This window comes from Streptomyces sp. cf386 (genome assembly GCF_900103585.1).
Lineage (GTDB): Bacteria > Actinomycetota > Actinomycetes > Streptomycetales > Streptomycetaceae > Streptomyces.
In genome coordinates, this window is record NZ_FNHV01000004.1 from 277,536 (window position 1) to 294,743 (window position 17,208).

A 17,208-nucleotide genomic window follows, 5' to 3' on the forward strand; every position below is an offset into this window, starting at 1 on the left:
GGCGTTGCCGACGCTGCGGTCTGGACGAAACCGTGCGTGGGACACGGATCCGCTGGGCGCGGGACCGTTACGGCGGCCGTGGCAGCCGCCCAGCCGATGATCCTGACGATCGTGTCGGCCATCGGCGCTCTCGGCGCTCTGCTGTTGCCGGCCGCGCCGCAGATTGGCCTGGCCCGGCTGCTCACCGACATGCCGGAGGTGGCCCGGCCGGTGTCGGAGTACAAGCGGCTCCGACCGGACCGGTAGGTCATCGAGGATGCTGCCGCGGGAAAACCCGAGGGGCCCGGACCGAATCGTGATTCGGTCCGGGCCCCTCGGGCACGTACAAGCCGAGCTACGGGATCTGCGCCGCCCGTGCCTCGCGGCTCTCGCGCCGGTTGCCACGGAAGGTGTTCACCCGGCGTGCCGTGGCGAACAGCGGGATCGTCGCTGCCATCACGATCTGCAGCGCGCAGCCCGTCTGCAGCAGTACCTGTCCGCCCGGCGCGTCGAACGCCCACGCCGCCAGCATGCCCATGGCCGACACGATCCAGCAGAGCACGGCCACCGCGAGGATGCCCCGCGGCTTCGGGTACTCGACCCGGCTCACCATCAGCCACGCGGTACCGACGACCGCCAGCAGGGTCGCCTCGAACGGCAGCTCCAGCAGCACGATCGAGACGACCGTGAGTGCGCCGAAGGGCGACGGCATGCCCTGGAAGGTGCCGTCCTTCACGGTGACGCACGAGAAGCGGGCAAGCCGCAGCACCACCGCCAACAGCACGACGATCGCGCCCGCCGCCGCGACCCGCTCGTGCGCGTCCCTCGCGACCATGCCGTACACGAGCACGAAGTACGCGGGCGCCAGCCCGAAGCTGATCAGATCGGAGAGATTGTCCAGCTCCGCACCCATCGGCGACGACCGCAGCTTGCGGGCGACGAGGCCGTCGAACAGGTCGAAGACGGCCGCGCACAGCATCAGGATCACGGCCGTGGCGGCGCTGTTGCGGGCCATGCCCGAATCGTCACCCGTGAGGTGCGGGATCAGGATGCCGGTGGTGGTGAAGTACACCGCCATGAAGCCGCACGTCGCGTTGCCGAGAGTGAGGGTGTCCGCTATCGACAGACGCAGAGAGAGGGGCATCTCCTCCTCTTCGTCCGCCTCGTCGGCGTCGGGCACCCAGCCAGGCTGAGTCTCAGGATCAATCACGGTCAATGCGAGTCACCCCAGCCACGGTCTTCTGCCCGACCTCGACCGCGACCTCCACGCCCTCGGGCAGGTAGATGTCGACACGCGAGCCGAAGCGGATCAGACCGATGCGGTCGCCCTGCTCGACCTTCGTGCCCTGCGGGATGTAGGGCACGATGCGACGGGCCACCGCGCCGGCGATCTGGATCATCTCGATGTCGCCGAGTTCGGTGTCGAAATGCCAGACTACGCGCTCGTTGTTCTCGCTCTCCTTGTTGAACGCCGGGACGAAGCCACCCGGGATGTGCTCCACGGACGTGACCGTGCCGGAGAGCGGCGCACGGTTGACGTGGACGTTCAGCGGGCTCATGAAGATCGCGACGCGGGTGCGGCCGTCCTTCCACGGCATGATGCTCTGCACCACACCGTCGGCGGGCGAGATGACCCGGCCCTGGGCGATCTCGCGCTCGGGGTCGCGGAAGAACCACAGCATGCCCGCCGCGAGAGCGGTGGCGGGCACGGCGACGGCCTTGGCGACGCCGGAGCGGCGTGCGCGCAGCAGGCTGACGGCTGCGGTGGCGACGGTCGGGAGAAGCCACGGCGATGCTCCGCGCGCGAGGCGTACGCCGCCGACCTGGCTGTCGCGTGGTGCAGAGGTTTGGCTGTGGGGCATGGATGACCTTCGTAGCGGATGATGCCGCGCGGTATCAGGGGACGGCGGCTTTCCCGGGATCGTACCGGTCGCGGGCCACAACTGGGCAAGCCAGGAAGCCGAGTCGGCCGCCGAAGAGTGTTGACGGGGTGTGATCTTCTTCTCCAAGAAAACACCCCGTATCCGGACAATCAGCCCTGGAACCGATACTCTTCGAGCAACCGGCGACCGATGATCATTTTTTGGATCTCGGCAGTACCTTCACCGATCAGCAGCATCGGAGCCTCACGGTAGAGGCGCTCGATCTCGTACTCCTTGGAGAAGCCGTAGCCGCCGTGGATCCGGAAGGCGTCCTCGACGACCTCTTTGCAGTACTCGGAGGCGAGGTACTTCGCCATCCCTGCTTCGAGGTCGTTTCGTTCCCCGGAGTCCTTTTTGCGTGCCGCGTTCACCATCATGGCATGGGCGGCCTCGACCTTGGTAGCCATCTCGGCCAGCTTGAACTGGATCGCCTGGTGCTGGGCGATCGGCTTGCCGAAGGTGTGTCGCTGCTGGGCGTACCGGACGCCGAGCTCGAAGGCACGCTGAGCGACTCCGCAGCCACGCGCCGCCACGTTGACGCGGCCGACCTCGACGCCGTCCATCATCTGGTAAAAGCCGCGGCCGGTGACGCCGCCGAGCACCCGATTGGCCGGAATTCGCAGGCCGTCCATGATGAGCTCGGTCGTGTCGACGCCCTTGTAGCCCATCTTGTCGATCTTCCCGGGGATGGTGAGGCCCGGGCGGACCTCCCCGAAGCCGGGCTCCTTCTCGACCAGGAAGGTCGTCATCGACTTGTGGGGCGCGGTCCCCTCGGGGTGTCCTTCGTCACTTCGGACGAGTACGGCGACCAGAGACGAGGTTCCGCCGTTCGTCAGCCACATCTTCTGGCCGTTCAGGACGTACTCCTCGCCGTCCTTCACCGCCTTCGACGTGATGGCCGACACATCGGAGCCCAGGGCCGGCTCCGACATCGAGAAGGCGCCGCGGATGTCGCCCGCCGCCATGCGCGGCAGGAAGTGGTCCTTCTGCTCCTGCGTGCCGTGCTGCTTGAGCATGTACGCCACGATGAAGTGGGTGTTGATGATGCCGGAGACCGACATCCAGCCGCGGGCGATCTCCTCGACGCAGAGGGCGTACGTCAGGAGCGACTCGCCCAGACCGCCGTACTCCTCCGGGATCATCAGGCCGAACAGGCCCAACTCCTTGAGGCCGTCGACGATCTGCTGCGGGTACTCGTCGCGGTGCTCCAGCTCGGTCGCGACCGGGAGGATCTCCTTGTCCACGAAGTCGCGGACGGTGGAGAGGATCTCCTGCTGGATGTCGGTCAGACCGGCGGTCTGGGCGAGACGGGCCATGGCTTACTTCTCCTGCGACTTGAGCTCGGGGCGGCCGGGCTGCTCGCCGCCGCGCTCCTTGATGTAGGTCTCGGTGGGGACCATGACCTTGCGGCGGAACACGCAGACCAGCGTGCCGTCCTGCTTGTAGCCCTTGGTCTCGACGTAGACGATGCCGCGGTCGTTCTTCGACTTGGACGGCCACTTGTCGAGCACCGTCGTCTGGCCGTAGATCGTGTCGCCGTGGAAGGTCGGCGCCACGTGCTTGAGCGACTCGATCTCCAGGTTGGCGATCGCCTTGCCGGAGATGTCCGGCACGGACATGCCGAGGAGCAGCGAGTAGATGTAGTTCCCAACCACCACGTTCTTGCCGAAGTCCGTTGTCTTCTCGGCGTAGTTGGTGTCCATGTGGAGCGGGTGGTGGTTCATGGTGAGGAGACAGAACAGGTGGTCGTCGTACTCCGTGACCGTCTTGCCCGGCCAGTGCTTGTACGTCGCCCCGACCTCGAACTCCTCGTAGGTGCGTCCGAACTGCATCGCGCTCAGGCCTCCGGGATCTCGAACTTGCTCGTGCGCTGCATGCCGGCGGCGCGGCCCTTGCCGGAGATGACCAGGGCCATCTTGCGGCTGGCCTCGTCGATCATCTCGTCGCCGAGCATCGCCGAGCCCTTCTTGCCGCCCGCCTCGGACGTGTAGTAGTCGTACGCGTCCAGGATCAGCTCGGCGTGGTCGTAGTCCTCCTGGGACGGCGAGAAGATCTCGTTGGACGCCTCGACCTGGCCCGGGTGCAGCACCCACTTGCCGTCGAAACCGAGGGCCGCGGCACGCTGGGCGACCTCGCGGTAGCCGTCGATGTTGCGGATCTGCAGGTAGGGACCGTCGATCGCCTGGAGGTTGTTGGCACGGGCGGCCATCAGGATCTTCATCAAGATGTAGTGGTAGGCGTCCGCCGGGTAGCCGGGCGGCTGCTCGCCCACGACCAGCGACTTCATGTTGATGGACGCCATGAAGTCGGCCGGGCCGAAGATGATCGTCTCGACGCGCTGGGACGCCGTCGCGATCTCGTTGACGTTGTTCAGGCCCTGGGCGTTCTCGATCTGCGCCTCGATGCCGATCTTGCCGACCTCGAAGCCCATCGTCTTCTCGATCTGGGTGAGGAGGAGGTCCAGCGCGACGACCTGCTGGGCCGTCTGCACCTTCGGCAGCATGATGCAGTCGAGGTTCTGGCCGGCGCCCTCGACGACCGTGACGACGTCGCGGTACGTCCACTCGGTCGTCCAGTCGTTGACGCGCACGACCCGTGTCTTGCCCGTCCAGTCACCCTCGTTGAGGAACTTGACGATGGTGTGCCGCGCCTCCGGCTTGGCGAGCGGGGCGCACGCGTCCTCCAGGTCGAGGAAGACCTGGTCCGCCGGGAGGCCCTGAGCCTTCTCCAGGAAGCGCGGGTTCGAGCCCGGCACTGCCAGGCAGGAGCGCCGCGGGCGGAGACGGTTGACGGTCATGCGGGGACCTCCAGGGGGTCGAGCTTGTTCGCTTTCCGGATCTCGTCGACGATGCGGCCGATGATTCCGGTGATGTCGAAGTCCTTCGGGGTGAAGACGGCGGCCACTCCGGCGGCCCGGAGCTGCTCGGCGTCACCATTCGGGATGATGCCACCGGCGATCACGGGTATATCTGTGGCACCGGCCACACGGAGCCGTTCCAGGACGTCCGGCACCAGCTGGGCGTGCGAGCCGGAGAGGATCGACAGGCCGACCGCGTGCACGTCCTCCGCGAGGGCCGCGTCCACGATCTGCTCGGGCGTCAGCCGGATGCCCTGGTAGACCACCTCGAAGCCGGCGTCACGCGCGCGCACGGCGATCTGCTCGGCGCCGTTGGAGTGCCCGTCCAGGCCCGGCTTGCCCACCAGGAAGCGCAGCTTGCCGACGCCCATGTCCTGAGCCGTGCGGTCGACCTTGCGGCGGACCTCGCTCAGGGCCGAGCCCTCCTCGGCGGGGATGGCCACCGGGGCCGACGAGACCCCGGTCGGCGCCCGGAACTCCCCGAACACCTCGCGCAGGGCCCCGGCCCACTCGCCGGTCGTGACGCCGGCGCGGGCGCACTCCAGGGTGGCCTCCATGAGGTTGGCGGTGCCCTTGGCGGCCTCCTTCAGCCTCTCCAGCGCCTTGCAGGGGCGCGGGTGGTTGAAGGGCGGCTGGTAGCGGGTGTCGCGCCAGTTCTGCAGCCCCGCGATGACCCGGGCCTCGACCGCCGGGTCCACCGTCTGGATCGCGGTGTCCAGGTCGGCCGTCAGCGGGTTCGGTTCGGTCGTCTCGAAGATGTTGACGCCGATGATCTTCTCCCGGCCGGACTCGATACGAGCCCTGCGCTCGGCGTGCGAGGAGACGAGCTGCGACTTGAGGTAGCCCGACTCGACGGCGGCCATCGCGCCGCCCATTTCCTGGATCCGGTCGATCTCGGCGAGCGACTCCTCGACGAGCTTCGCGACCTTCGTCTCGATGACGTGCGAGCCCTCGAAGATGTCCTCGTACTCCAGCAGGTCGCTCTCGTGCGCCAGGACCTGTTGGATGCGCAGCGACCACTGCTGGTCCCAGGGCCGGGGCAGGCCCAGTGCCTCGTTCCAGGCGGGCAGCTGCACGGCACGCGCGCGTGCGTCCTTCGAGAGGGTCACGGCCAGCATTTCGAGGACGATCCGCTGGACGTTGTTCTCCGGCTGCGCCTCGGTCAGACCGAGGGAGTTGACCTGGACGCCGTACCGGAAGCGGCGCTGCTTGGGGTTCTCGATGCCGTACCGCTCGCGCGTGACCTTGTCCCAGATCCGCCCGAACGCCCGCATCTTGCACATCTCCTCGATGAAGCGGACGCCCGCGTTCACGAAGAAGGAGATACGGGCCACGACGTCCCCGAACTTCTCGGCGGGGACCTGCCCTGAATCGCGTACGGCATCGAGAACCGCGATCGCGGTGGACATCGCGTACGCGATCTCCTGGACCGGCGTGGCGCCCGCCTCCTGCAGGTGGTAGCTGCAGATGTTGATCGGGTTCCACTTCGGGATGTGGGAGACCGTGTACGCGATCATGTCCGTCGTCAGCCGGAGTGAGGGCCCCGGCGGGAAGACATGGGTTCCCCGCGACAGGTATTCCTTGACGATGTCGTTCTGGGTCGTGCCCTGCAGCTTGGTGATGTCGGCGCCCTGCTCCTCGGCGACGACCTGGTAGAGCGCCAGCAGCCACATGGCGGTGGCGTTGATCGTCATCGAGGTGTTCATCTGCTCCAGGGGGATGTCCTGGAACAGCCGGCGCATGTCACCGAGGTGCGCCACCGGCACGCCGACCCGGCCGACCTCGCCGCGGGCGAGGATGTGGTCGGAGTCGTAGCCGGTCTGGGTCGGCAGGTCGAACGCGACCGACAGACCGGTCTGGCCCTTGGCGAGGTTGCGCCGGTACAGCTCGTTGGACGCCTCGGCCGTGGAGTGACCGGCGTACGTGCGCATGAGCCACGGCCGGTCCTTCTCCCGCTTGCCTTCGGCGGGCTGACGCTCAGTCATCTATGACCCCGGGTGTCTCAGATGTTGCGGAAGCGGTTGATGGCGTCGATGTGCTTGGCGCGCATCTCCTCGTCGCGCACGCCGAGGCCCTCCTCGGGGGCCAGGCAGAGCACGCCGACCTTGCCCTGGTGGAGGTTGCGGTGCACGTCGAACGCGGCCTGGCCGGTCTCCTCCAGGGAGTAGACCTTCGACAGGGTGGGGTGGATCTTGCCCTTCGCGATGAGCCGGTTGGCCTCCCAGGCCTCGCGGTAGTTGGCGAAGTGCGAGCCGATGATCCGCTTCAGCGACATCCACAGGTAGCGGTTGTCGTACTCGTGGTTGTAGCCCGAGGTGGAGGCGCAGGTGACGATGGTGCCGCCCTTGCGCGTGACGTAGACGGAGGCACCGAAGGTCTCGCGGCCGGGGTGCTCGAAGACGATGTCGACGTCCTCGCCGCCGGTGAGCTCGCGGATGCGCTTGCCGAAGCGCTTCCACTCGCGCGGGTCCTGCTCGTGCTCGTTCTTCCAGAACTTGTAGCCCTCGGCGTTGCGGTCGATGACCGCCTCGGCACCCATCGCCCGGCAGATGTCGGCCTTCTGGGGGCTGGAGACGACACAGATCGGGTTGGCGCCACCGGCCAGCGCGAACTGCGTGGCGTAGGAGCCGAGTCCGCCGGACGCACCCCAGATGAGGACGTTGTCGCCCTGCTTCATGCCGGCGCCGTTGCGGGAGACCAGCTGGCGGTAGGCGGTGGAGTTGACCAGACCCGGGGAGGCGGCCTCCTCCCAGGACAGGTGGTCCGGCTTCGGCATCAGCTGGTTGGACTTCACCAGCGCGATCTCCGCCAGGCCGCCGAAGTTGGTCTCGAAGCCCCAGATGCGCTGCTCGGGGTCGAGCATCGTGTCGTTGTGGCCGTCCGAGGACTCCAGCTCGACCGACAGACAGTGCGCGACGACCTCGTCGCCCGGCTTCCAGGAGTTCACGCCCGGGCCGGTGCGCAGGACGACGCCCGCGAGGTCGGAGCCGATGATGTGGTACGGCAGGTCGTGGCGCTTGGCCAGCTCGCTGGTGCGGCCGTAGCGCTCCAGGAACCCGAAGGTGGACAGCGGCTCGAAGATCGACGTCCACACCGAGTTGTAGTTGACGGAGGAGGCCATGACGGCCACCAGGGCCTCGCCCGGGCCGAGCTCGGGCAGCGGCACGTCGTCGAGGTGGATCGACTTGCGCGGGTCCTTGTCGCGGGTTTCCAGGCCCGCGAACATCTCCGTCTCGTCCTTGTGCACGGTGATCGCGCGGTACGACTCGGGGAGCTGCAGGGCGGCGAAGTCGTCCGGCGTCGAGTCCGGCGACTGGATCGCGTCCAGGATGTCCTTCACGGTCACGGTGTTGCCTCCGGCGATACGCACCCTGAGGGAGGGGTGCTGAGGGTTACGTCGGTGCTGCTGAGGGTTTTTGGGGTTGCCGTCGGTTCGGCGATCTGTGCTGTTCGGCAGCGCTTTGTGGCGCGGGAGGTTGCCTGTGACGCAGGCGCCCGGGCGCGCAGGCCCCGGGAGGAGCTTGCGGGGACAGCCGGCGTACGAAAGGTCTCTGCACGCCGGCCGCCCGGACTCTTTCAACGTATGACACCGCGTGTCACCTGGCAAGGCACTGAGTGCCAGAACCTGCTCTCAGATGAAATCTTTACGTAACAAATGAGCGATGATCGATCAAAGTTACCTGTGAGTAGGTGCTAATCGGGCTCTATCGGTCACCAGCCGGCCATCGAGAAGTCATGCGGTCGCCATGGAGCCATTCGATCGCCTAGAGGGCATCGGCCAGACATGCCAGGTACATGGCCATCGCGGTACGCGGCTCCCGCACCTCGCGCCCGCTCAGCTCCTCGATCTTCGTCAGCCGATAGAGCAGGGTGTTGCGATGGACGGCGAGGCGCTCCGCGGTCCGGACGAGCTGGAATCCGCCCTCCGCCCAGGCGATCAGCGTCTCCCGCAGCACGGGCCAGTCCTCCCGCTCACGCAGTCCCGACAGGACGGCGGCCGCGTACCGGGCGCGTTCCTGCCGCACGGCCGAGGCCACCAGCTGGGGCACGCGCAGGTCGGCCACGGCGAAGACGCGACCGTCCGGCTCCAGCCGGGGCCCGGCACGCAGTGCCAGCGCCGCGTCCCGGTACGAGTCGTGCAGCCCCGCGACACCCCGGCCCGGTTCGCCGATCCCCGCCCGCGCCTCGGCTCCGTGCCGCTCCCCGAGGCGCTCGACCAGCGCGGAGCACCGCTCGACGAGCCGCGCCGGGCCGCCGGTCGAGGCGTGCAGGACGGCGTACCGCCCGGCGGCGAGCTCCCCGGTCACGTCCTGAGCGGAGCCGAACACCTCCCGTACCGTCCGCAGCAGCGACATCCGCGACACCCCGCCCGCCCGCACGTCCAGCACCACCGCGGTGCGCGGCAACCTCGGATCGGCCCCCAGCTCGGCCATCCGTGCCTCGACCGTCTCGGCGTCGACGACCTCGGGGTCGTACAGCGCGATGTCCCGTACGCAGTCGTCGACCGCCCGCTCGTGCAGCAGCCGGGAGCGCAGCAGGGCCGCCTCCTCCAGGAGGATCTCGGTCTGCCGCTGGACGACCAGCCCGAAGCGCCGTACCTCGTCCGGGTCGCCGGTGAGGCAGACGGTGCCCACGGCTTCCGCGCCGACCGTGATCGGCAGGCTCATCCCCGACAGCACCCCGCGCATCCGCCGCGCCTGCTCGGCGGTGTGCGTGGCGGGGCGCCGGTCGCGCAGCACCTCGTACGACGCCTCGTGGACCGTGCCCAGGCGGTCGGTGTCCCCGCAGCCGATGACGACCGCCTCGCGATCCGTGATCAGCACGTTGAAGCCGGTGATGCGCCCGATGTCGCAGGCGATCTCCTGGGCGAGCTCGGGGGTGAGGACGTAGCCGGCTGCCATGTACGGAAGGTACAGGCGCCGACCGTGAACTCGGGAGGCTGATCGTGCACTTCGTACGATGACGCCGGCCGCCGGGATCCATACCTTCTTCCGTCAACGGGCGGCCCGCACCCTCCCCACCCCAGCTTCACTGTCCCCCTCCCCAGGATCCCCAGGAGACGGTCATGCCCGCATCACTGGAGAAGTCCCGGCCCACCAGAACCCATTGGCTGATCACCCTGTACGCGGGTGGCGGCGAGTTCTGCGACGGCTACATCCTCAGCATCATCGGCGTCGCGCTGCCGCTCATCACCAGCGACTTCGACCTCGGCTCCACCATGTCGGGCCTCGTCGGCTCGGCCACGCTGATCGGCATGTTCGTCGGCGGGCTCGTCTTCGGGTACGTCACCGACCGGGTCGGCCGCCAGAAGGTCTACCTCTTCGACATCGCCGCCTTCATCGCGCTGTCCGTGGCGCAGTACTTCGCGCCCGACGCCTGGACACTGACCCTGCTGCGGTTCGCGATGGGCATCGCCATCGGCGCCGACTTCGCCATCGCCGGCACCATCGCCTCCGAGTTCGCGCCGCGCACGTCGCGGGGTCCGCTGCTGGTCGTCATGGTCACCATGTGGTCGGTGGGCGCGGCGACCGCGTACGTCGTCGGCTATCTGATGCTGCGCTCCGGCCTGGACGACTGGCGCTGGATGCTGGCGAGCAGCGCGATACCGGCCGCGCTGATCCTGCTGCTGCGCTTCGGCACGCCCGAGTCGCCGCGCTGGCTGATGAGCAAGGGGCGGACGGCGGAGGCCCGCCAGGTGGTGCGCCAAATGCTCGGCCCCGACGCAGACTTGGCCGACCTGGAGGCCGAGACCACGACCCGCAGCCGCTACACCGACATCTTCCAGGGTGTCTACCTGCGCCGCACGATCTTCGTCGGCACCTTCTGGGCCTGCCAGTTGCTGCCCATCTACGCCATCACGACGTACGAGCCGACGATCCTGACCTCGCTCGGACTCGACCACGGCGACAGCGCCTACCTCGGCTCGGTGGCGCTGCAGATCTTCTACATCCTCGGCTCCCTCTCCGGGATCCTGTTCATCAACAAGGGCCGCAGACCACTGCTGTTGTGGAGCTTCGCCCTGTCCGCCGTGCCCCTGCTGGTGCTGTCCGCACTCGCCGATCCGGGGCCGGCGGCCGTCATCACCCTGTTCGCGGTGTTCGGCCTCGCGTCCTTCTCCAGCCAGTGCCTCCAGGCGGTCTACCCGTCCGAACTGTTCCCGACAGGTGTGCGCGCCACCGCCAACGGCTTCGCCACCGGCGCCAGCCGCATCGGCGCCGCCATCGGCACCTGGGGCGCCCCGGTGGTCCTCGGCCACAGCACCCGGCTCGCCATGTTCCTCGGCGCGCTGATCTGCGGGCTCGGCTGGCTGGTGTCGTACCGGCTCGCCCCCGAGACCAGCGGCAAGAGCCTCGCGGAGTCGAGCGGTGACGGGAGCGCCGCGTCTGCCGACCTGCCCACTGTTGAGGAGCCTTCTGTTAAGGAGCCTTCGTGAGCCCGTCGCCCTCCTCGGTCCTCGTCGCCGGCGGTGGCGTCGTCGGCCTGGCCTGCGCGCACCACCTCGGCCGGGCCGGCCTCACGGTCACCGTCCTGGAACGGGACCGGCTCGGCAGCGGTGCCTCACGCGGCAACGCCGGCGAGATCTGCCCCGACCTCGTCGAACCGCTCGGCGCCCCCGGCGTCGCGGCCAAGGCGCTGACCGGCGTTTTCCGGCCGGACAGCCCGCTGTGGATCAACCCGGTGCCGAGCATCCCGCTGCTGCGCTTCCTCGCCGGTCTGGGGCTGCGCAGTACGGCCCGGCACCACACCGCCGGGGCAGCCGCGCTCGCCGCCCTCGCCGAGGGCACCTTCGAGATGTTCGAGGAACTGGAGGCGCTCGGTGTGGACGGCGGGGCCGGGAAGGACGGCTTCCTGTTCGCCTACCCGTCGTACGAGGACGCGGCGCACGGGCTGGCGGGCTTTCGCCGGCTCGGCGCGCCGGTCGCTCCCGAGGGGGTGCTGCGGGGCGCGGCGCTGGCCGAGGCGGAGCCCGCGCTCGGGCCCGCCGCCCGGGCCGGGTTCCTGGTGGAGCGTCAATGGGCCGTGGATCCCGGGCAGTTCGTGGACACGCTGGCCGAGCGGCTGCGGCGGGACGGGGCCGAGCTGGTGGAGGGCGCCCGGGTCACGGCGGTGCGGGACGGTGCCGAGCGCGTGGAGGTCCGTACGACCGCGGGGACCTACCACGCGGACGCCGTGGTCATCGCCGCGGGCGTCTGGTCCCGGGAGGTGTGCGCCTCGGCGGGGGTACGGATCGAGATGGCCGCCGGGAAGGGCTACAGCTTCACGGTGCCGGCCGAGTCGCTGCCGAAGCGGCTGGTGCACCTGGGGTCCGCGAAGGCGGTGCTGGCGCCGCTGGGCAAAGGGCTGCGGGTCGCCGGGACGATGGAGTTCGACCGGGATCCGGACCGCTTCCGGCAGGGCCGGGTGGAGGCGCTGGTGGCAGCCGCCCGGCCGTATCTGCCGGGGGCCGACTGGGAGCGGCGGGAGCAGGAGTGGATGGGGCCGCGCCCGATGACCCCGGACGGGCTGCCCCTGATCGGCCCGGTGCCGGGCCGCCCCCGGCTCCTGCTGGCGACCGGCCACAACATGCTGGGCCTGATGCTGGCCCCGGCGACGGGACGGCTGGTGGCCGGGCTGGTGAGGGAGGAGGCGGAGCCGGGGCTTGCGGCGCGGTTCGCGCCGGGGCGTAGGCGGCAGTCCCTGGACGCCTGAGCGGCCCTGGTGATGTCGGCCGCGGTTCAGCCGCGCCCCAAAGGGGCGCGGGGAACTGCGCGACCAGCCACAACGGGCCCGCAGCCGCCAGACGCCCGATTCCACTCACCCCGGGGGGCGACGCCCGCTCAGACTCCCAGACTGAGCAGAGCCACCTGCAACGGCAGCGCCGGCTCCTCGGGCAGAGCCGGAGGCTCCTCGCCCCGGCCGGTGTGCGTCGGCGGGACGGCGCGCAACCCCTTGATGCCGTCGGCCGCCCACTTGGCGTCCGTCGCGGGAAGGGACAGCGTCATGCGCCGCCCGTCGGCCAGCGTGGCTTCGAGCCTGGTCGGGTCGTTCGTCTCCATGACAACTCGCTTCCGTCGCGCCCGATGAAGATGATCCGGCTTCGACATGGAGGACGGATGAGCAGGCACGATGGTTCCCGCTGACACACCCACAGCTACGACACACCCACGGCAAACGACGCCCTACGCCCGCTCCTTCAGCGCCTGTTCGATGGTCCGCATCACCTCGTCCAGCGGCGCGTCGGTCCTGGCCACCGCGACCAGCACCTCCCCCTCCGAGGCCACGGAGGCCGGTGTCGTGCGCGGCGCGGTGTCCCGGCCGGCCCCGATCCCCGTCCCGAACGTCCGCCGCACGATCGCGAAGGCGTGGTCGAGCTGTGTCTCCACGTCGCCCTGGCCGCCGGCGCGCAGCCAGCGCCGCAGGACGTGGTTGTGCGCGGTGACCACGGCGGACGCGGCGACCTCGGCCAGCAGCGGGTCGTCGTTGGCGTCGTCGTCGTGGGCGTGCTCGTCGAAGTGGCCGAGGAGATAGCGGGTGAAGAGGCGCTCGTAGCGGGCCACCGACGCGATCTCCGCCTCACGCAGGGTGGGCACCTCGCGTGTGAGCTTGTAGCGGGCGACCGAGATCTCCGGCCGGGCCGCGTACATCTTCATGACTTCCTTGATGCCACGGCACACGGTGTCGAGCGGGTGCTCGTGCGCGGGGGCCGCGTTGAGCACCGCCTCCGCGCGGATCAGCGTGTCGTCGTGGTCGGGGAAGATCGCCTCTTCCTTGGAACGGAAGTGGCGGAAGAACGTGCGGCGGGCGACCCCGGCCGCGGCCGCGATCTCGTCGACGGTGGTCGCCTCGTACCCCTTGGTCGCGAACAGCTCCATCGCCGCGGCCGCCAGTTCGCGGCGCATCTTGAGCCGCTGAGCGGCCGCGCGACTGCCTGCGGCACTTTCCGGCGCGTCGGGCGTGGCTGGTGTACGTGAGGACCTGGCGGGCTGGGACATGACCCGAACGTACTGCATGTCCGCAGCTTGATGCGCATGTACGGGGTTTCCCCCGCCCTGGGCGGGCGGGGGCCCTCCGGCCGGGTCGAGCAGTCCGCCCCAGTCCCGGTCGCCTCTGAACCAGTCGCCGATGCCGTCAGCGCCGGGCATATTCGCGGAAGCCGCGACCGGTCTTGCGGCCGAGGCAGCCCGCGGCCACCAGGTGCTCCAGGAGCGGCGCCGGAGCCAGCCCCGGGTCGCGGAACTCGCGGTGCAGGACCTTCTCGATCGCGAGGGAGACATCGAGCCCGACGACGTCCAGCAGCTCGAACGGACCCATCGGGTAGCCGCCGCCCAGCTTCATCGCCGCGTCGATGTCGTCGAGGGACGCGTAGTGCTCCTGCACCATCTTGATCGCGTTGTTCAGGTACGGGAACAGCAGCGCGTTGACGATGAATCCGGCCCGGTCACCGCAGTCCACGGCGTGCTTGCGGATCGTGCCGCAGACCTCGCGGACCGTCGCGTGGACGTCGTCGGCGGTCAGCACCGTACGGACGACCTCGACCAGCTTCATCGCCGGCGCCGGGTTGAAGAAGTGCATGCCGATCACGTCCTGCGGACGCGAGGTGGCGCGGGCGCAGGCGACGACGGGCAGTGAGGAGGTGGTGGTCGCCAGCACCGCGCCCGGCTTGCAGACCTTGTCCAGCGTCGCGAACAGCTGCCGCTTGATCTCCAGGTCCTCGGCGACGGCCTCGACAGCCAGATCGACGTCGGCGAACGCGTCGTACGAACCCGCCGCGGTGATCCGGTCCAGGGTCTGCGCGGCGGCCTCGGCGGTCATCCGGCCCTTGTCGACGGAGCGGGCGAGCGACTTGCCGATCCGAGCCTTCGCGGCCTGCGCCTTCTCCTCGCTGCGGGCCGCGAGAACGACCTCGTACCCGCCCTTGGCGAAGACCTCCGCGATCCCGGACGCCATGGTGCCCGAGCCCGCGACACCGACCGAGCGGACCTCGCGGCCCGGAGTGAGGGCGTCCCCCTCCAGCGGCGTCAGCGCGTCCCGCACGACGGTGGCGCTGCCGGGAGCCTCGTAGGTGTAGAAGCCGCGGCCCGACTTACGGCCCGTCAGGCCCGCCTCGCTGAGCTGCTTGAGGATCGGGGCGGGGGCGTGCAGCCGGTCGTGCGACTCGGCGTACATGGCCTCCAGGACCCTGCGCGCGGTGTCGATGCCGATCAGGTCGAGCAGGGCCAGCGGGCCCATCGGCAGTCCGCAGCCCAGCCGCATCGCGGCGTCGATGTCCTCGCGGGAGGCGTACTTCGCCTCGTACATCGAGGCCGCCTGGTTGAGGTAGCCGAACAGCAGCCCGTCGGCGACGAACCCGGGCCGGTCGCCGACCGCGACGGGCTCCTTGCCGAGGTCCAGGGCGAGGTTGGTGACCGCGGAGACGGCCGTCGGCGCGGTCAGCACCGAGGAGACGACCTCGACCAGCCGCATCGCCGGCGCCGGGTTGAAGAAGTGCAGGCCGAGCACCCGCTCGGGGCGGGCCGAATCGGCGGCCAGGCGCGTGACCGAGAGGGCGTTGGTGCCGGTCGCCAGGATCGTCTCGGGGCGCACGATCCCGTCCAGCTCGCGGAAGATCTGCTGCTTGATCTCGTATGACTCCGGCGCCACCTCGATGACCAGGTCTGCGTCGGCCGCGGCGCCCAGGTCGGCGGAGGTGCGGACGCGGGCGAGGAGCTCCGCACGCTCCTCCTCGGTGAGCCGGCCGCGCTCCACGGCGCGGGCGGTCGAGGCCTCCAGCGCGGCGACGGACCGGGCGGCCACGGCCTCGCTGATGTCGATGCCGATGACCTCGCGGCCGGCCTTGGCGAGGACTTCGGTGATACCGGTGCCCATGGTGCCGAGGCCGACGACGGCAACGGTCTTGAGCGGGGACAGAGGGGTGTCGGACAGGGGAGTGGCCATCGCGGGACTCCAGGGATGAGGGTGACGACTGGAAGCGCGCCCGGGTGCGCCGAGGGGGCCCGACCGGAGTCGAAGCCGAACCATGAGCGCACCGGATGCGGTGGAAGTGCGGGTGTTGCCGGGCTGCGAGCGCACACGCCCGGTGCCGTCGCTGCGGACGTGCACACGTCCGAGGAGCGGTGATGACCGACCGGCCCTGTCCCGTGGCCGAGTCGTACTGCGGTACTTGATGTACCGAACCGACTGCTTCTCGCGGCAACTGCGTCACCAGGCCGCCGCAAGGAGTTCGCGAGTGGGTAACTCGCTCGTATGAGCTTAACCAGTGGGTAACGAGCGCGCTAGTCCCCGAGTTTGTGATGTAGGTCCCGATCGCCGACCGACCCCTCTACGCTCGGCTTCATGGACGAAGAGTTGCGATCACTCACGGAGCGCTTACGGCAGGAGTCCGGGGCGCCGGCCGCGTACGACCGCCTCCTCGAGACCGAGGACGCCGACGAACTGGCGGACCTGCTCACCGCGCCGGGGCAGCCCCTGTGGGCCAGGGAGTTGGCCGCGTTCCGGTTGGGCCTCGCCGGGGACCGCCGGGCCTTCGAGTCCCTCGTCCTGCTCCTGAACCACCGTGACCCGCAGCGCTGCGCCTCCGCCGCCCACGCCCTCGCCCGCCTCGGCGACCCGCGCACGGCCCGCGCGGCAGCCGCCCTCGCCACCAACGAACTCCGCGTCGCCTACGCCCTGCATCCGGTCCGGCTCCTCGTCGACCTGCGCGCCCCCGAGGCCGTGCCGGCCCTGATCACCACCCTGGAGCGCAGGTTGCGCCCGCACGATCCCCACCGCCGCGTCGCCCTCGCCTGCGTGGAGGGCCTCGGCGTCCTCGGCGACACCCGGGCCAGGCGCGTCCTGAACGAGGCGCTGGCCCACCCGACCCTCGCGGAGGCGGCCGTACAGGCGCTGGCGCGGATCCCGGGTCAGCGGTGAGCCGTCAGGCGACGGGCAGCTCTCGCGCGTACCGCACCTCGGGCACCTCGACGCCCTCCACCTCGAAGGGCTCCTCGGCGCCGTCGGCGAGGAAGCCCGCCCGTTCGTAGAAGCGGCGGGCGCGGGCGTTGTCCCTGAGGACCCAGAGGAGCATCCGGGCGTGACCGGCGGCCGTGCAGCGGCGCAGCGACTCCTGGAGCAGGGCGTGGCCCACGCCGGCGCCGTACCGTCCGGAGTCCACGTAGATCGCGTACAACTCGGCGTCCTCGGTGTGTACTTCGCCGTCGCGATACGGGCCGTGGCAGGCCCAGCCGACGACCTCACCGGCCAGCTCGGCGACCAGGTCGACCACACTGCCGTCGGTCTGGGCGAGGTAGGCGCGGCGGCGCTCGGCGTCTTGTGCCACGTTCATGGCGTCCAGGTACGACTGCGGGACCAGGCTCTGGTAGGCGCTCTGCCAGCCGCCGACGCGGATCTCGGCGACGCGGTCGCAGTCGGCCGGGGTCATGGGGCGGATGCGTATGCGGTCGTCGTCCATGGCGGCACCCTAGGCAACGGTCA

At 69.8% G+C, this 17,208-nt stretch carries 16 protein-coding genes; 4 read left to right on the forward strand and 12 right to left on the reverse strand.

Annotated features, from left to right (window positions below; genetic code table 11):
- Positions 1–78: 78 nt before the first annotated feature.
- Complete coding sequence (locus BLU79_RS48185; protein WP_177000992.1) at positions 79–246, forward strand: hypothetical protein; 168 nt, start codon at positions 79–81, stop codon at positions 244–246.
- 88 nt (positions 247–334) lie between these two features.
- Here BLU79_RS48185 and pssA read toward each other — a convergent pair whose 3' ends face one another.
- The 8 genes from pssA to BLU79_RS12460 all read right to left on the reverse strand — a co-directional run bounded on the left by pssA (position 335) and on the right by BLU79_RS12460 (position 9,659).
- Positions 335–1,195, reverse strand: coding sequence for a CDP-diacylglycerol--serine O-phosphatidyltransferase (gene pssA, locus BLU79_RS12425; RefSeq protein ID WP_093905752.1), 861 nt, complete (start codon positions 1,193–1,195; stop codon positions 335–337).
- Entirely contained in the window at positions 1,182–1,841 is a 660-nt protein-coding gene (locus tag BLU79_RS12430) for a phosphatidylserine decarboxylase (protein ID WP_003996602.1), read from the reverse strand. Before BLU79_RS12430 ends, pssA begins: the two co-directional genes overlap by 14 nt.
- 170 nt (positions 1,842–2,011) lie before the next feature.
- Complete coding sequence (locus tag BLU79_RS12435; RefSeq protein ID WP_093905753.1) at positions 2,012–3,217, reverse strand: acyl-CoA dehydrogenase family protein; 1,206 nt, start codon at positions 3,215–3,217, stop codon at positions 2,012–2,014.
- A 3-nt stretch (positions 3,218–3,220) separates the two neighbouring features.
- Positions 3,221–3,733 (reverse strand): MaoC family dehydratase, encoded by a 513-nt coding sequence (locus BLU79_RS12440; protein WP_093905754.1) that lies wholly within the window; start codon positions 3,731–3,733, stop codon positions 3,221–3,223.
- A 5-nt stretch (positions 3,734–3,738) separates the two neighbouring features.
- Positions 3,739–4,698, reverse strand: coding sequence for an HpcH/HpaI aldolase/citrate lyase family protein (locus tag BLU79_RS12445; RefSeq protein ID WP_062716550.1), 960 nt, complete (start codon positions 4,696–4,698; stop codon positions 3,739–3,741).
- Positions 4,695–6,743 carry a protein meaA gene (locus BLU79_RS12450; protein WP_093905755.1) on the reverse strand — a complete coding sequence of 683 codons (2,049 nt, stop codon included), beginning with the start codon at positions 6,741–6,743 and terminating at the stop codon, positions 4,695–4,697. The genes BLU79_RS12445 and BLU79_RS12450 overlap by 4 nt, the downstream gene beginning before the upstream one ends.
- Before the next feature lie 17 nt (positions 6,744–6,760).
- Entirely contained in the window at positions 6,761–8,104 is a 1,344-nt protein-coding gene (gene ccrA, locus BLU79_RS12455; RefSeq protein WP_093905756.1) for a crotonyl-CoA carboxylase/reductase, read from the reverse strand.
- Positions 8,105–8,522: 418 nt separating this feature from the next.
- On the reverse strand, positions 8,523–9,659 hold the full coding sequence (locus BLU79_RS12460) for a CdaR family transcriptional regulator (RefSeq protein WP_093905757.1): 1,137 nt from the start codon (positions 9,657–9,659) through the stop codon (positions 8,523–8,525).
- 164 nt (positions 9,660–9,823) lie between these two features.
- On the opposite strand from BLU79_RS12460, the gene BLU79_RS12465 reads away from it, so the two are divergent.
- Positions 9,824–11,191: an MFS transporter gene (locus BLU79_RS12465; RefSeq protein ID WP_093905758.1), complete on the forward strand. Its 1,368-nt coding sequence runs from the start codon at positions 9,824–9,826 to the stop codon at positions 11,189–11,191.
- On the forward strand, positions 11,188–12,447 hold the full coding sequence (locus BLU79_RS12470) for an NAD(P)/FAD-dependent oxidoreductase (protein ID WP_093905759.1): 1,260 nt from the start codon (positions 11,188–11,190) through the stop codon (positions 12,445–12,447). The genes BLU79_RS12465 and BLU79_RS12470 overlap by 4 nt, the downstream gene beginning before the upstream one ends.
- Before the next feature lie 128 nt (positions 12,448–12,575).
- On the opposite strand, the gene BLU79_RS12475 is transcribed toward BLU79_RS12470, so the two are convergent.
- The 3 genes from BLU79_RS12475 to BLU79_RS12485 all read right to left on the reverse strand — a co-directional run bounded on the left by BLU79_RS12475 (position 12,576) and on the right by BLU79_RS12485 (position 15,672).
- Positions 12,576–12,794, reverse strand: coding sequence for a hypothetical protein (locus tag BLU79_RS12475; protein ID WP_093905760.1), 219 nt, complete (start codon positions 12,792–12,794; stop codon positions 12,576–12,578).
- Between the two features lie 123 nt (positions 12,795–12,917).
- A complete protein-coding gene (locus tag BLU79_RS12480; RefSeq protein WP_218137767.1) occupies positions 12,918–13,730 on the reverse strand; it encodes a TetR family transcriptional regulator in 813 nt (270 codons plus the stop codon).
- 136 nt (positions 13,731–13,866) lie between these two features.
- Positions 13,867–15,672, reverse strand: coding sequence for a 3-hydroxyacyl-CoA dehydrogenase family protein (locus BLU79_RS12485; protein ID WP_093905762.1), 1,806 nt, complete (start codon positions 15,670–15,672; stop codon positions 13,867–13,869).
- 399 nt (positions 15,673–16,071) lie between these two features.
- Here BLU79_RS12485 and BLU79_RS12490 point away from each other — a divergent pair, with 399 nt between their 5' ends.
- On the forward strand, positions 16,072–16,647 hold the full coding sequence (locus BLU79_RS12490; RefSeq protein WP_093905763.1) for an adenylosuccinate lyase: 576 nt from the start codon (positions 16,072–16,074) through the stop codon (positions 16,645–16,647).
- A 4-nt stretch (positions 16,648–16,651) separates the two neighbouring features.
- On the opposite strand, the gene BLU79_RS12495 is transcribed toward BLU79_RS12490, so the two are convergent.
- Complete coding sequence (locus BLU79_RS12495; protein ID WP_093905764.1) at positions 16,652–17,185, reverse strand: GNAT family N-acetyltransferase; 534 nt, start codon at positions 17,183–17,185, stop codon at positions 16,652–16,654.
- Between the last annotated feature and the right edge of the window lie 23 nt (positions 17,186–17,208).